Here is a 15,527-nt window from a genome sequence, read left to right on the forward strand (position 1 = left end):
GCCGTCGGGCCTCTCGACGCCGCCTCCGGCGCCTTCCGGCCCGTCTGCGAGAATCCCTGGTGTGATGGGCCGCGAACTCTTCGGCCGGGAATCGGAGACCGCCCGGCTCGACCTCCTGGTTGCCTCGGTACTCGACCACGGGGAGGCGTTGCTGCTGCGCGCCGGTGCCGGACTCGGGAAGAGCGCTCTGCTCCACTACGCCGCCGACCGTGCCCAGGAGAGCGGGCTCCGGGTGCTCCGGGCCACCGGCGCCGAATCGGAGACCGACCTGGCCTTCGCGGGCCTGCACCAGCTGCTGCGGCCGGTCATGGACCGCCTGGACACCTTGGTCGAGGCGCAGCGCACGGCGATCGCGCAGGCTCTGGGCCTGTCCACCGAGCGCTCCGGCACCGACCGCTTCCTGATCTCCGTGGCGGCTCTCAACCTGCTGAGCGAGGCCGCGCCCGTGCTGGTGGTCATCGACGACGCGCAGTGGCTCGATCCCTCCTCGGCGGACGTGCTGCGGTTCGTCGCCCGGCGGCTGGCCGATGAACAGATCGGACTGCTCATCGCCGAACGCAGCGGCCACCCGGACACCTTCGGCGTCAGCGAGCTGCCCGAACTCACCGTCCCCCCGCTGTCCGACGCGGCCTCGGCCCAGCTGCTGGCCGCCGCCGTCACGGTCCCCATGCCCGCCTCGGTCCGCGACCGCCTGCTCGGCGAGGCCGCGGGCAACCCACTGGCCCTGACCGAACTGCACCTGAGCCTGAGCGGAGCAGAGCTGTCCGGAGCGGTGCCGCTGTCCGACCGCCCGTTCTGGTCAACCCGCCTGACCACGTTGTTCATCCACGGGGTGCAGCAGCTTCCGCCGCCCTCCCGCGCGCTGCTGCTCCTCGCCGCCGCGGGCGAAGCGCTGCGCCTGGACGAGTTGCTGCGGGCGGGCAGGGCCCTGGACGCCACCGCCGCGGACCTGGAGGCGGTCGAGGCCGCGGGACTGGCCAGTGTCCACGACGACGCGCTGGTCTTCCGCCACCCGCTGATCCGCTCCGCGGTCTACCAGAGCGCCCGCTTCGTCGAACGGCAGCGCGCCCACCAGGCGCTGGGCGACATCCTGGCCGAGGACACCGACCGCAGCGTCCTGCACCGGGCGGCCGCGGCCGCCGGAAAGGACGAGCCGACCGCCGCGGCCCTGGTCGCGGTGGCCGAACGGGCCCAGGCCCGCGGCGGTCCGGCCGAGGCCGCCGCCGCGCTCGCGCGTGCCGCCGCGCTCTCCCCGGACAAGCAGGCCGCGGCGGCCAGGCAGGCACAGGCCGCGGAGATGGCCCGGCTGTCGGGGCGGCTGTCGTGGGCGCGAAACCTCGCCGAGGGAGTGTCGGCGGACCCGACCGACAAGCAGTTGCAGGGCCAGCTCGCCTACACCCTGGCCGCCATTCACAACGAGTCCGGCGAGCTGGTCGCGGCGGCACGGACCCTGCTGCACTCGGCCCCGGACACGGTGGACCCGCCGATGGCCGCGCTGATGCTCTCCCGAGCGGCCTTCTTCGCCTGGAACGCCGCCGACCGACCGTTGCTGGCGGAGGTCTGCGGCCGACTGCGTGAGGTGGAGGTGTCGCCGTGGCTCAACGCGGCCGCGGTCCTGGACGGCCGGCAGGCACCACCCGACCAGGCACCGCCCGAAGAGCTCCCCGTATGGCTGCGGTTGCTGGTCACCTACAGCGCCTGGATCCAAGGCGTGCGCGGTTGGACGGCTTCGACAGCCACCCAGATGGTGGCAGAGCTGCGGTCCAGCGGCTCGGCCGGCGAACTGCTGGTCGGCCTGGAGGTCCTCGCCGAATCGGAGGCCGAACTCGGCCGGGTCGAGAGCGCCCGGCTCGCGGCGGACGAGGGACTGCGGCTGGCACAGGATCTCGGCGGTGATCTGCACGCCAGCATCTTCCGCTCGATCGTGGCCCTGCAGGCGGCCCGAGCCGGTGACCGCGCCCGGGCCGAGGAGATGGCGCGCTCCGCCTTCGCGTGGGCGGCCGCCCGTCGGATCGGCAGCGTCGCCGCACGCGCCACCTGGGCGCTGGGGCTGCTGGAACTCTCCGGCGGCGACGCCAAGGGCGCGTACCACCACCTGTCCCGGCTGATCTCGCCCACCGACGTGGCGGCCCATCCGTCCATCGCGGCACGGGCGCTGGCCGACCTCGCCGAGGCCGCGGTCCGTGCCGATGCGACCGGCGAGCTCTCCGCCGACCTCCTGGCGTCGGGCACCGCGCTGTCACTGCGGGCCCGCGCGCTGGTCACACCGGGGCAGGACGCCTACGGCCTGGCCCTCGAAGCGGCCGAACAGGCCGGGGCACCCTTCGAGACCGCCCGGACGCGGCTGGCGTTCGGCGAGTGGTTGCGCCAGGAGCGCCGGGGCAAGGAGGCCAGGCCCCAGCTGAGGGGCGCTTTGGACGCCTTCGAGGCGCTGGGCGCGGCAGGCTGGGTCGAGCGGGCCAGAAACGCCCTGCGCTCGGTCGGCGAGAGTGCCCCCGTGCCCAGATCCAGTCTCGCCACGCTCCTCACCCCGCAGGAGTTGCAGGTCGCCACGCTGGCGGCGCGAGGGCTGTCCAACAAGGAGATCGGGGCACAGCTGTTCCTGTCGCCGCGCACCGTCGGATACCACCTCTACCGGCTCTTCCCCAAGCTCGGGATCGCCTCACGCGCCGAACTGCGCGACCTGGATCTGCTGGGGTGATCTCCGGCCGCCCGGCGAGCGGGGTTTGACCCGGGCTTCGGGGGCCTCCCCGACGTCATGCCATGGATCCTGCATCTCGACCGGTCCGGCACCTCCAACCCCACACGTGTGCGGAGGGTCGAACACACCTCGGTGCAGCGCAGATCACATCTCCGCGACAATCAGTGCCGTGTTAACACCACTTATCCAGGTGCTTTACACGCCTGCTGGAAGATGGTCGGATTCGACGATCACTCCATGGAGGACATGTGCCCGTCCGTCTTTCCCGTATACGCACGACATCGGCCGCCGCGCTGCTCGTCGCGGCCCTCGGTGTTCCGACAGCAGCCCACGGCGCCGATCCACCCACCCCTGCCGTCGGTTCCTCGACCGAGCACGGCGAGCCGCACGGCGCGCCCCTCACCCTCACGCTGATCACCGGCGACCAGGTCACGGTGGTCCGAGGTCCGGGCAACGCCGTGGGGGTGCAGGGCGTTCAGCGCCCGCCGGGAGCCGTCGGCTCGGTGCGGGTCACCGTGGAGAAGGGTGACACGTATGTGTACCCGGACGAAGCCATGGCCTACCTCGCGACCGGCGGACTCGACCGGCAGCTCTTCAACGTCACCCAGCTGATCGCCCAGGGCTACGACGACGCACACACCGGCGCCCTCCCCCTGATCATGACCCGCGCGCAGGGCAGCGCCGCGGCCAGGACCGGCAGCGGCGCCGACCTGCCGGGCGCCCGGACCACCGCGCAACTCCCCGCCATCGGGGCGCAGGCCGTGCGCGCCCAGCACACGAAGGCCGCCGCCTTCTGGCAGGCCCTCACCGCCCCCGCGAACTCCGCCGCCCGTCGGTCCGCCGGCGGCGCCGCCACCCCGTCGTTCACCTCCGGTGTCGGCACTGTGTGGCTCGACGCCAAGGCCCACGCCGACCTGGCCGACACCACCGCGCAGATCGGCGCCCCCCGGGCCTGGTCCGCCGGCGGTACCGGTGCCGGGGTGCGGGTCGCCGTACTGGACTCCGGCGTCGACACCGCCCACCCCGACCTCGCCCCGCGCATCGTCGGCACCCGGAGCTTCGTTTCGGGCGAGGACGTCACCGACCACAACGGTCATGGCACCCACACCGCCTCCACCGTCGCCGGAACCGGCGCCGCGTCCGGCGGCAAGGAACGAGGCGTCGCTCCCGGCGCCGACCTGCTTGTCGGCAAGGTGCTCGACGACTCCGGCTCCGGCGCGATGTCACAGATCATCGCGGGCATGGAGTGGGCGGCCCGTACCGAGCACGCCAAGGTGATCAACATGAGCCTGGGCACACCGGTCTGGCACACCCAGGACGACCCCCTGAGCCAGGCGGTCAACCAGCTCAGCGCTCAGACCGGGGCCCTCTTCGTCATCGCCGCGGGCAACGCCGGCAACGACCCCTACAGCGTGAGCTCACCGGGAACCGCCGACGCCGCCCTCACGGTCGGCGCGGTCGACGCCTCCGACCGGCTCGCCGGGTTCTCCAGCACGGGCCCGCGGCAGAACGACGACGGCCTCAAGCCCGACATCACCGCGCCCGGCGTCGACGTACTGGCCGCGCGGTCGCAGTACTCGCAGAGCGGCGAAGGCTACTACCGCACCGACAGCGGCACCTCCATGGCAGCCCCGCACGTCGCCGGCGCGGCCGTCCTGCTCGCCCAGAAGCACCCGGGGTGGACCGGTCGGGACATCAAGAACGCGCTGATGAGCACCAGCGCGCCGACCCCCGACTACACCCCCTACCAGGCAGGCGCCGGCCGGGTCGACGTCGCCGCGGCCTACCTGAACGACCACATCGTCGCCGACGGCTCGGTGGACGCCGGACTCGTCCGCTGGTCGGCGGAGAACCAGCACGCGCCCGTCGAACGGCACCTGACCTACCGCAACACCACCGACCACGCCGTCGCCCTCGCCCTCTCCGTCGACCCGGGCACCTCGTCCGCCGGAGTGTTCACACCGGCCGCCTCCCACGTCACCGTGCCGGCCCACGGCACCTCCACGGTCGGCCTCCTCGCCGATCCGAAGGGTCTGGCACCGGGACAGTACGGCGCACAGGTCGTCGCCCGCTTTGCGACCGGTTCCGTCCACACGGTGGTGGGGATGTCCGTCGAGTCCGAGAAGTACGACCTGACGGTCCGCCTCAAGGACCGGCACGGCAAGCCGGTGGACAACGATGTCGAGATCACCGGACCGGACGGGCGGACCGCCGTCATGTGGGTGCCGGACGGAAAGCTGACCACCCGCCTGGCCCCCGGCTCGTACACGATCGTCTCCACCCTGGACGTCGAGGGGCGCCACGGCTCCCACTCCCTCGGCTACGCGGTGCTGACCGCCCCCGAGGTCGATCTGACCGGCGACCAGGACGTCGTCCTCGACGCCTCCCGCATCCGCCGGATCGAAGTGGACACCCCCAAGCCCACATCCGTCACCAACAGCAGGATCGACCTCTTCCGCTCCTTCACCTCGAAGACCCCGTCACCCAGCGACGGACAGGCGCTGCACGAGATCCTCATGCCCTCGGCCGCCTACGACAGCCTGTGGGCGCTGCCCACCAAGGGACGGGTGCACCAGGGCAGTTTCGTCTTCAGCACCCGCATCCGCGCCAAGCAGACCCCGCTGAAGATCACCTATCGCGGCGGGCACACCCTCGACGACACCCTGCTGACACAGCCCGGAAGCAGCCCCTTCCCGGACGGCACCACCCAGGTCGACGCCGTCTTCGCAGGCACCGGCGGGACCGCCGAGTACGCCGGCCTCGACGCCCGCGGCAAGGCCGTCGTCGTCCGGCACAGCACCGCGGTGGCCGCCACCGACCAGGCCGCCGCGGCACACGCCGCGGGCGCGGCGATGCTCCTCGTCGTCAACGACGGCGACGGCCGCGGACTCGACTGGTACGGCGAACCGGACGGCAGGACGGCCGGGCAGCTCCCCGTCACCTCGCTTCCTCGGGACGAGGGCGAGGAGCTGATCGGCAGCATCCACGGCGCGAGCCGCGACCGGCTGAAGCTGGCCGTCCAGGCGCACCCCTCGCCCGCCTACCTGTACGACCTGGCCGACTACCACCAGGGAGGCGTGCCGGACGATCCGTCCGCGAAGACCGGTCCCGGCAGTCTCGCGCGCATCGACAACACCTTCGCCCCGCCCGCCGGCAAGCAGGTCACCGAGAGCCGCGAGGACAGCCCGCCGTACGAGTACTGGCCGGCCGCCTACCCCTACGCCGGGTTCGGCATGACACGCGTGCCGCCCTTCCCGCGCGAGCCGGTCGCCGCGGGCCACCGCACCGACTGGGTGTCCACCGGAAACGGCGTCAAGTGGCAGCAGTACGCGGCCATCGACGGCTGGGCGACCTTCACGGACATCGTCGGCTACCGCCCGGGCAGCGTCCACGACGAGCACTGGTTCGGACCCGTCGTCCGGCCACGCATGGCCGGCTTCGAGGTGCCGCACCGCGTCGGCGACGCGATGGGCGGCACGCTCGCGGGCTTCGGCGACGGAGGATCCGCGCACAGCGGCGACAGCAACCTGATGACACGCAGCTTCGCGCTCTACCAGGGCGACACCCTGCTGGTCCGCAACGGAGCCCGACCGGACTTCGGCGTGGGCGACCTGCCGCCGCGGACACTGCCGTACCGGCTCGTCGCCGACACCCGGTCCGACAGCGACCTCCTGCCGTACTCCCGGACCACCCACACCGAGTGGACCTTCCACTCCGGCACCGCCGACGACCAGGTCCTCCCGCTCGTCCAGCTCGACTACGGCACGGACGTGGACCTCGCCGGGCGGGCCAAGCGCACCTCGCCGTTCTCCGTCCGGCCCGTCGTCCTCGGCAGCACCGCCACCGACGACACCGTCACCGCCGTCCGCCTCGACATCTCCTACGACGACGGCGCGACCTGGCACCGACAGGACCTGGAACGGAACAAGGACACCTGGCAGACCCGGCTGCACGCCCCCTTGCGGGCCGACTACGTGTCCTTCCGCGTCACCGCCGAGCAGCGCCACGGCGACGGCGTCACCCAGACCGTCACCCGCGCCTTCGGCCTGCGCTGACCCCACGCCACGGCGCTGCCCCACGCTCCCGGCGGCGGATGGGTGAACACGATGAGGGGTACCGGCTCCGCCGGGCCGGTGCCCCTCAATCGGATGGGCGGAGCAATGCACCATGACCTGGTGAGGGCCGTTCCGCGCATCGCCGTCCGCCCCCTTCGCGGATGCCGGCCGACGGCGTGGGTCGATGCGCATCGACCGGGAGTTCTCGTCCGGGAACGCCATGCCGGCCTCGCCCCAGTAGCGGCGGGAGCGGCTGCCGACGCGGGCCTCGACGCGATCGCCCGCGGCCGCAAGGGCCTGTGGCAGTCCAGCGCCGTCGACCCACGACGCGACGACGTGGGTCGACGGCCCTGCGCGTCCTGCTCTCCCGCGTCACCCAGCTGGAACTCGCGGTCCCCGAAGTCTCATTGGCCTGGATCAGTTCCGGCGCCATCCGGGACGTGGTGTCCCTTCCGCTGCACTGCCGCGTCGGCCGATCTCCTGGGCTGCGGAACAAGGTTCCCGTCCGCCCGTACGTGCCGTGCCGGCCGGAGCGCGCCTTTGAGGGCGGTACGCCGCAGGCGGTCGGCGGTCGTTCCGGTCCACAGCTCGGCCCGGAGGCCGGCCTGCCGCGCACTCGCGACGTTCTCGGGACGGTCGTCGAGAAAGTGGCAGTCGGCAGGTCCGGAACCGAGCCGTGCGGCCACCACTCGCCATATCGCCGGATCCGGTTTGGCGGTCCCCAACTCGCCCGAGAACAACAGGTGACGGAAGTACTTCGACCACGCCTGCTCGCGCAGGCTCCGGGCGTGGGACCGAGGGGCGTTGGAGAGCAGGGCCAGGGGAACGCCGGCAGCAAAGAGATCGGCGATCAGCGCGACCACGTCCGGCCTCGCCGTCGACCAGGCGGAGAGGTCCAGGGCGGTGAGCCGGTTCGCGGTACCTCTGTCCACGCGGGCACCGACCCGGGTGCCGACCGCCTGCCAGTACGCCAGGTCCGTGGCGCCCCGGTCATAGGCGGGGCGTTCGGCGGCCCACGCCGCGCAGAAGGCGGCGACCGGCACTCCCAGTACGGCGGCCAGCTCCGCACGGACATCCCGGTGCCAGCTGATCACCTCACCGTAGTCGAACACCATCCATCCGGTGGCCGGGCGGCCGGGCGGCGCTGCGCCGGCTTCGTTCGCGGCCGTGCGGGCGGTCACCGGCGCACCAGCTCGGAATCGGAGACGAGCAGGACTTTCATCGCCGTGTAGGTGCCCGCGGTCGCGCCTGCTCCCAGAGGGGCCGCCAGTGCGGCGAAGGCATCCTCGTAGGCGTCGAGTGCGAACTCGTCGGTGATGATCCGGTCGATCGGCATGATGTCGGCGAGGTCGAGGGCGGCCCGGAAGAGGTGAGGAGGGTAGGGGCCCGCACCGATGACACGTATGCCCTCGGTGACCAGGGCACGTAGCGCCAGCGAGGCCCGAGCGGCCTCCCGTTCGCCCATGACCACGACCGTGCCACCGGGCGCGACATGTGTGAGGGCCTCCGCGAGCAGAACCCCGGTGGTGTCCACGACGACGTCCGGGCTGTCCGCGGGCGCGCCCTCCGCGAGGCAGAGACCCGGCTCGTCGCCGCTGATCACCCGCACGGCGGGTGGGAGTATGCTCCGCGCCAGCACTGCCCGCTCGGGGGCCCGCTCCAGCAGGACCGTCCGTGTGCCGCGGTGCGCGAACACCATGGCGCACAGGGTGCCGATCGGTCCGCCGCCGATCACCAGGACCCGGTCGTCCGGGCGGGGCGCGGCGGCTTCGACGTTGTTGAGGACACACGCCAACGGTTCGACGAGGGCGGCACGCCGGAAGGACATGGTGTCCGGGATCGGGTGCACGAAGGCTCCGGGTACGACGACCGCACCGGCCATCGTGCCGTCCCGGTCGACGCCGATCTCCCGGCCGTCCTTCGCCGTGCAATGGGCCGCCATGCCTCGCTGGCACGGACGGCACCGGCCGCAGAAGTAGGTGGGGTTCACGACCACACGGTCGCCGGGGCGGACCGCGGTCACCGCGGCTCCCACCGCTGTCACCACTCCGGCCGCCTCGTGTCCGAGGACCACACCGTCCAGGGCGGGGAACTCGCCCAGCACGATGCCCCGGTCAGTGCCGCAGATGCCGCTGGCCGCCACGCGTACCACGACATCCTCGGGGTGTCCCGGCACGGGCGTGGGGCGGGTGCGGAGCCGGGGTGTCCCCGCTTCCAGGACCAAGGCCTGCATGTCCGTCATGACTGTGATGACTCCTGTGATCTTCTGTGGATACGCTGCGGGCGGCTACGGTGGGCCGACGGGCCGCCCTCGGGGGCGGCGGGAACTCCGGAGAAGGCGAATGCGTATCTTGCTGCTGGGGGCCTCCGGCTACGTCGGTGGGGCTCTTTGGTCCGATTGGTCCGTCCGGCACACGGTGGTCGGAACCCGGTCGGCGCGGGCCGTGCCGGGCCTGATACCGCTCGACCTGCGCGACGCGGGGGCGCTGCGAACTCTGCTGCTGGACGGCGGCTTCGACCTCGTGGTCCACGCCGCCGGTCTGGTGGACCTCGCCGATGCCGAGCGCCGTCCTGATCTGGCCATGGAGCTCAACGCGGGGTCGGTCGAGACGCTGCGGGAAGCGGTGCGCGGCACCGGCACCCGCATCCTGCTGCTGTCCACGGACAACGTTTTCGACGGCGCCGCTGATGCCTATACGGAGAGTTCCGCCCGCGCGCCGGTGAACGCCTACGGGCGGTCCAAGTCCGCTGCCGAGGACCTCCTCGCGGGCGAGGACGGACATCTGGTCGTGCGGATACCGCTGGTGTACGGGCGCAGTGTGTTCGCGGACCGCTTCATGGCCAGGTTCGACAAGCCTCGGACAGCGGCGCGCACGGACGTGGTGTGCGCGCCGCTGTACCTGCCGTGGCTGGCCGGGGCGCTGGAGGAGCTGTGGGACGGAGTGGGCGTGTTCCACCTGGGCGGCTCCCAGGTGGTCACCCGGTTCGAGCTGATGGCCGGGGTCCGGGACGCGCTGGACCTGCCGACCGAGGTCGTCGCCGTGCGCGGCGACGATCCGGTGCCCGCGCCGCGCCGCCCCGCCCGCCTGGTACTGCGCAGCGAACGCCATCGCCTCCTGGGACCCGGGCTGGACGAGGCACTGGCCGATCTGAGGCGCCACCGGGTGACCGACGGCTGAAAGCCCGTCAGCGGTCGCGTCCCGGCGAGACGGGCGGTCCGCCCGTCACCACGGACAGGTGGCGGTGGGTGTCCAGCTCCGCGGCGCCCTCCGCCCACTGGACGGCAAGGTCGTTGAGCAGCACGGTGCCCATCAGGTAGTGACCGAGGGCGAGTTCTTCGATGGTGACCCGACGCCCGGTCGCGTCGTACTTGGGTTTGCGGTCGGAGAGTCTGCACGGTGCCTCGGCGAGTACGTGCAGGGCATGGGTGAACAGCAGGCGCTGCTTCCAGTGCGGGTCCTTGTCGAACCAGGCATCGGTGTCCACGCCGTCCAGGCGATCGAGGTACTGGTGGGCCGCCGACCGGTAGCCCGGGTACACCGGGGCGCGGAACTCGGCACGGTATCCGCCGGCGGCCGGGTCGTGGTCGACCCGGATGCCGAGGCGGAGCATCGGGTCCCAGACAGTAAGGCTGAACAGGATCTTCGCGAGGTCGTACACGGGGTCCCAGGGGGCGGTGGAACCGCGGGGGTCTATGAGGTGGACGTCCGTGTCCGCGCGGCCGTCGGTGGCGAAAAGCAGGTTGCGCACGTTGCTGTCACCATGCGCGGGAGCACCGAGCCGGGCCGGAGCCAGTGCGCTGAGGCGGTCCGCCTGCGTCTCCAGCAGTCGGCGCAGCAGCGGTGCCGGGGCTTCCAGGCGCCGTCCCTCGATGACGAGTTGGCGTTCGCCGGCCAGTTGCGGGAAGTGCCGCTCCAGCACAGGCAGGCGGCGCAGGAACCGGCCTATGTGGACGTCGGCGAGGTGCTCCGGGGGCACGGGGGAGGTGGCGCGGGCGTACCCGTCGGTCAGCAGCGCGCGCAGGACGAGGTCGTTGCGGGCGAAGAACAGGTTCTCGTCGCCGTCGTCCCGGCGCAGTGCGGCGCCGAGGTCCTCGGAGGGCAGGTGGGCGGTGGTGGTGGCGGCCCATCCGTCGCCCACGACGGAGCTGAGGACCGGCAGGTAGCGCGCGGCCAGTTGCGGCGCGTGCTCGCGGAGATGGTCGATCTGTTCGAGTTTGCCGTGGAAGGAACTCAGGTCGTGTCCGTCCACCGCTCCGGGATGGGCGGCGAGGACTTTGAGGACCACTTCTGTTCCGTCCTCCGTGCGGGCGTGGTGGACCCGAGCGGGCGAGCCGCCGTCCAGGATCTCCTCCCCGACGGTGAGGCGCAGACGTGCTGCGGCCGCGTCGACCGCGGCCTGTTCGCCGGCCGGCGAGGAAGTGCCCACGGTTGCCGTGGGGGTGTCGGACGTCTGCTGGGGCCGTGCGGTGGCGATGGGGGCCTCCCTGTGGGGCGTGCGGGCGGTGCTCACCAGTGAATCGTCGAGAGCAGAGCGGCGTGCAGAGCAGGAGTGCACGCTGCGATGCAGGAGCGCTGGTTGTCCGGGTCGATCTCCAGGAGCAGCATGTCGCCCAGTGAGGCGCCGTACGCGTCGGTGATGACGACGCCGGCCCGTTCGGCGAGAAAGACCGATGCGGCGATGTCGTAGGGGAACAGGTGCAGGATGCTGCCGTGGCCGACTCTCCGGAAGTCGCTCTCCGTCTCCGGACGGTCGCGCAGCAGGCGGTTGCCGATGTCGACGTAGGCGTCCATCTGGCCCGTGATGATGCGGGAGATGGAGAAGGAAGCGCTGTTGAAGACGTAGACGCCGCCGCGATTGGCCGAGGCGTCCACCAGGTGACCGTAGGCGTCGATCATGAGCTGGGCGGGATGGCCGTTGAACTCCAGGGACCAGAACATGCGTTCCGTCTCCTCGGTCCTGCCGAGGCTGGGAACCGGGTCGGGGTATCCGCCGCTCTCGATGCCGGCGGAGTGGATGTCGCCGTACATCCACTGTCCGGTCTTCACCTCCTTGAGCATCGCGTACTCGACGTCGGCGATGACGGGGGCGGGTCCGTAACGGGCGGCGGCGACGGAGACACACGCCATTTCCAGATCGGCGGCCGCCCCCCGGGTGCCGTCGATGGGGTCGATGACCAGGACGTGGCTCGGATCCTCGCCGATGATCCGGAGCCCCTCGCTCTCCGTGTAGACGGCGACGGAGACCCCTGATTCCTGGAGGAAGTCCCAGGCCACCCGTTCGGCGAGGACGTCGACGGGAAACTCGGCGTCGCCGCCGGCCGTGATGCCCTCCACATAACGTCCCGAGCGGGTGGCCCGGTCGTCGCGTACGGCCTGCCATATCCGGTCGGCGACGCCCTGCACCAGCGCCCTCACAGCGCGTCCGCGAACAGTCGGTCCAGCCGGTCGCACAGCTCGTCGGCCTCCTCCACGGTCATGATCAGCGGGGGACGTACCTTGAGGACGTTCCCGAAGCCGTAGAGCGAGGTGCGCAGGAGGAGCCCGTGGTCCATGCCCCGGGCCGCCAGATGGTTGGTGAAGCCCGGGTCCGGACGGCCGTCCGCGTCGTTGACCTCCATGCCGATCATGAGACCGCGGCCCCGGACATCACCGATGAAGGCGTGACGGGCGGCCAGTTCGCCGAGCCGGTCCATGATGTGGGCGCCGACGGCCCGGACGTTCTCCAGGAAGCCGGGACGCCGGATGATCTCCAGCGTCTTCACGGCCACGGACGAGGCCAGGACGTTGGCCCCGAACGTCGAGTTGATGTGATGGCCCTCCAGCCCTGTCAGGTGCTCCGCCGTCAGGAGCCCGGCGATGGGCATCCCCGAGCCGCCGAGCCCCTTGCCGAAGGTGAGTATGTCCGGGGAGACACCGAAGGTGTCCGAGGCGAACATGTGCCCGGTGCGGCCGAAACCGGTCTGGATCTCGTCGAAGACCAGCAGGATGCCCCGCTCGTCACACAGCTCGCGCAGCGCCTGGAGGTACCCGTCCGGCGGCACCACGTTGCCGCCGTTGCCCGAGATCGGTTCGAGTATGACGGCGGCCACCCGGCCGGAACTGGCGTAGTCGATGAAGTCGTTGACGCGTTCCACGCACAGCAGTCCGCAGGTCTCGCGCTGCTGCCGGTAGAAGCAGCGGACACAGTAGGGGTCGGGCACGTGCACCACCCCGGGGAGCTGGGCGGGGAAGGGTGCCCGGCGGAAGGCGGCGCCCGACGCGTTGATCATCGCCATCGTCTGTCCGAGGTGGCCGCGGAACAGGGAGATGACGTCGGGGTTGCCGGTATGGTGCTGGGCGATCTTTATGGCTGCCTCGTTGGCGTCCGATCCGCTGGACGACTTGAGGTGTACTCGGGTCAGGCCGGCCGGCGCCACCTCGCTGAGCGCGGCGACCAGCGCGTTGACCGGCTTGGACTGGAACTTGCTGGTGACGTGGATGAGTTCGCCGGCTTGTTCGCGGATCGTCTCCACGACCTCCGGGTGCGAGTAGCCGAGTGTGAGGTTGAACGTCCCCGACGACGCGTCCAGATAGCGCCGGCCGTCCTTGCCGTAGAGGTAGACGCCTTCGCCGCGGTCGGCCTCGAAGTCGTCGGGCGGATAGTAGAAGTGGTTCACCACGTCGTCGGCCGGCTCGGTCCTCGACGGGTTCGTGCCGGTTGGGGCCATGGATACGTGCATGATGCCTCCGTGAAGGTGGGCCGGCTCGCCAGGGGCACTCGCGGCTGCCGGTTTCGGGAGAAGCCGTGACGTCACAGCGTCAGAGGCAGACGTCGTCCGGGGTCTTGTGCTTCTTCATGGACGTACCGTCGTCGTCTGCCCTGCGCGGGTCGGATTCGATCCGGTGCAGGATCTCCTCCAGGCGGGTGCCCTCGAAGGACTCGATGCGCAGGTGCGCCAGGCTGAGGTCGAGGGAGGTGGTCATGGCGTTGGGCGCGGCGACGCAGCGCACCCCGGCCGCGTGCGCCGCGCGGACACCGCTGGGGGAATCCTCGAAGGCGACGGCCTCGTGCGGGGCGACGCCGAGCCTGGCCAGTGCCTCGCGGTAGAGATACGGGGTCGGTTTGGCACGGTTGGTGTCGCCCTCCGGACTGTGTATGGCCTGCCACCCGCCCTCGATGCCGCACTGCCGGATGTAGCGCCTGATCCAGGCGGTGGGACTGTTGCTGACCACCGACCGGAGCAGACCGGCTTGATCGGTCTGCTGGAGCAGACCCGGTACGCCGGGGCGCGCCCGCAGTACCGCGAGTTCCTTCTCCTTTCGGCGTGCCACGTGGGCGTCCAGGACGGCGCGGTCCAGCGAACGGCCGGTCAGCTCTTCCAGGCTCCCCCACAGGTCGAAGCCGATGGTGCCGAGGACACCGGCCCACCGGCTGCGCGTCAGTTCGTGGCCGTGGTCGCGGAAGACGTCGGAATAGATGCGGTAGACATGGGGCTCAGGGTCCCAGAGTGTGCCGTCGAGGTCGAAAAGGAGAGCGCGCACGGCAGTGCCTCGCCGTCCGGCCGAGAAGGATGATGTGGACACCATGCGTGTGGAACCCTCTCGCAGGATTGCAGACCTCCACGCTTCATTCGCGTGACGGATCCCGCGTGCTGTTTCGGCTGCGGACGATCATCAGTCACTCTCCATGTCTCCGCAACCCCCTTGTACGCAGCGATCTTTCGCCAAGCGCGGCGGCCGTAAACATGTATCTCAAGAGGATTGCCATCCGATGGGCATCCAGGGGCAGGCGCGCGAAGGCGTCTCTTCCGCTGGGTGCATTGTCATGTGACACTGCGGCTCGGCAACATGTGACAACACGCCACGTCATCGATCGGCCTCGAAGGAGACACATGGGTCATCCAGGCGGCGTAAGCAGGGGTCTTCGGACCGCGGTCGTCGGGCACGTGGAGTGGACCACCATCGCGCGGCTGGCCCGGGTGCCGCAGCAGGGCGAGGTGGCTCACGCGGCCGCCGTCTGGGAGGGACCGGCCGGTGGTGGTGCCGTCGCCGCCGTGCAGATGGCACAACTGGCCGGGCGGACGACGTTCTTCACCGCGCTCGGCGACGACACCGCCGGCCGCCGCAGCGAAGAAGTCCTCGGACGACTCGGGGTGGAGGTCCTGACCGCCACCCGCCCCGGGCGCACCCGCACGGCCGTCAGTGTGGTCGACGACTCCGGCGAACGCACCACCACGACGCTCGGACCGCGCCTTCAGCCCTCCCTCGACGATCCTCTGCCCTGGCACGAACTGGTCACCTACGACGTGGTGCATTTCGTGGCGGGCGATGGCCGTGTCCTGGAACATGCCCGTCGGGCACGTGTGGTGACCGCGAGTCTCCGGGAGTCGGAGGTGGTCGCCACCTGCGGAGTGCCGGTGGACGCCCTGATCGGAAGCGCCGCGGATCCGGCCGAACGGTACGACCCGGCCTCTTTCGCCACCAAGCCCGGCCTGGTCGTACTGACCGAAGGACGCGAGGGCGGCCGTTTCCTGTCGGCCGACGTGACGGGCAGGTACGACGCGATGCCCGTCCCGGGTCGGGAGCAGGACAGCTACGGCATGGGAGACAACTTCGCAGCCGCTCTCGCGCACGCGCTCGGCAGGGGCGCCACCACGGCCACGGCGCTGCGCGCCGCGGCCGAACGCGCGGCGCGATGCGCGGCGACGCGCGGGCCCTACACCCTGCCCTGACGGCCTTCGACCGGGAACGGGTGCCGAGAGCCGAGAGTCGGTAGCCGGCCGGCGAACC

10 protein-coding genes are annotated in these 15,527 nt (G+C 71.4%); 4 read left to right on the forward strand and 6 right to left on the reverse strand.

The features are described from left to right. The first annotated feature begins 64 nt into the window (after positions 1–64). Entirely contained in the window at positions 65–2,701 is a 2,637-nt protein-coding gene (locus tag IE94_RS0130965; protein WP_030190898.1) for a helix-turn-helix transcriptional regulator, read from the forward strand. 248 nt (positions 2,702–2,949) lie between these two features. Beyond that, positions 2,950–6,756, forward strand: a complete 3,807-nt coding sequence (locus IE94_RS0130970) for a S8 family peptidase (RefSeq protein WP_245235346.1) — start codon at positions 2,950–2,952, stop codon at positions 6,754–6,756. 404 nt (positions 6,757–7,160) lie between these two features. Here IE94_RS0130970 and IE94_RS0130975 read toward each other — a convergent pair whose 3' ends face one another. After that, positions 7,161–7,937: an HAD family hydrolase gene (locus IE94_RS0130975; RefSeq protein WP_063829754.1), complete on the reverse strand. Its 777-nt coding sequence runs from the start codon at positions 7,935–7,937 to the stop codon at positions 7,161–7,163. Further along, positions 7,934–8,998 carry a zinc-dependent alcohol dehydrogenase gene (locus IE94_RS0130980; protein WP_051777762.1) on the reverse strand — a complete coding sequence of 355 codons (1,065 nt, stop codon included), beginning with the start codon at positions 8,996–8,998 and terminating at the stop codon, positions 7,934–7,936. Before IE94_RS0130980 ends, IE94_RS0130975 begins: the two co-directional genes overlap by 4 nt. A 100-nt stretch (positions 8,999–9,098) precedes the next feature. Between IE94_RS0130980 and IE94_RS0130985 the strand changes: the two genes are divergently transcribed. Then, complete coding sequence (locus tag IE94_RS0130985; RefSeq protein ID WP_030190907.1) at positions 9,099–9,935, forward strand: SDR family oxidoreductase; 837 nt, start codon at positions 9,099–9,101, stop codon at positions 9,933–9,935. A gap of 7 nt (positions 9,936–9,942) precedes the next feature. On the opposite strand, the gene IE94_RS0130990 is transcribed toward IE94_RS0130985, so the two are convergent. From IE94_RS0130990 to IE94_RS0131005, 4 genes are all read right to left on the reverse strand, one after another. After that, positions 9,943–11,268, reverse strand: coding sequence for an aminoglycoside phosphotransferase family protein (locus IE94_RS0130990; protein WP_030190908.1), 1,326 nt, complete (start codon positions 11,266–11,268; stop codon positions 9,943–9,945). Continuing rightward, the gene (locus IE94_RS0130995) at positions 11,265–12,173 is read right to left on the reverse strand and encodes an inositol monophosphatase family protein (RefSeq protein ID WP_030190911.1); all 909 of its coding nucleotides are present in this window, start codon (positions 12,171–12,173) and stop codon (positions 11,265–11,267) included. Before IE94_RS0130995 ends, IE94_RS0130990 begins: the two co-directional genes overlap by 4 nt. Beyond that, positions 12,170–13,477, reverse strand: coding sequence for an aspartate aminotransferase family protein (locus IE94_RS0131000; protein ID WP_245235347.1), 1,308 nt, complete (start codon positions 13,475–13,477; stop codon positions 12,170–12,172). Before IE94_RS0131000 ends, IE94_RS0130995 begins: the two co-directional genes overlap by 4 nt. A 79-nt stretch (positions 13,478–13,556) precedes the next feature. Then, positions 13,557–14,279: an HAD family hydrolase gene (locus IE94_RS0131005; protein WP_030190915.1), complete on the reverse strand. Its 723-nt coding sequence runs from the start codon at positions 14,277–14,279 to the stop codon at positions 13,557–13,559. A 350-nt stretch (positions 14,280–14,629) separates the two neighbouring features. Here IE94_RS0131005 and IE94_RS40075 point away from each other — a divergent pair, with 350 nt between their 5' ends. Then, entirely contained in the window at positions 14,630–15,469 is an 840-nt protein-coding gene (locus IE94_RS40075; protein ID WP_030190918.1) for a PfkB family carbohydrate kinase, read from the forward strand. Positions 15,470–15,527: the final 58 nt, after the last annotated feature.

Origin of the sequence: Streptomyces violaceorubidus (assembly GCF_000717995.1) — a bacterium.
Classification (GTDB): Bacteria; Actinomycetota; Actinomycetes; order Streptomycetales; family Streptomycetaceae; genus Streptomyces; species Streptomyces violaceorubidus.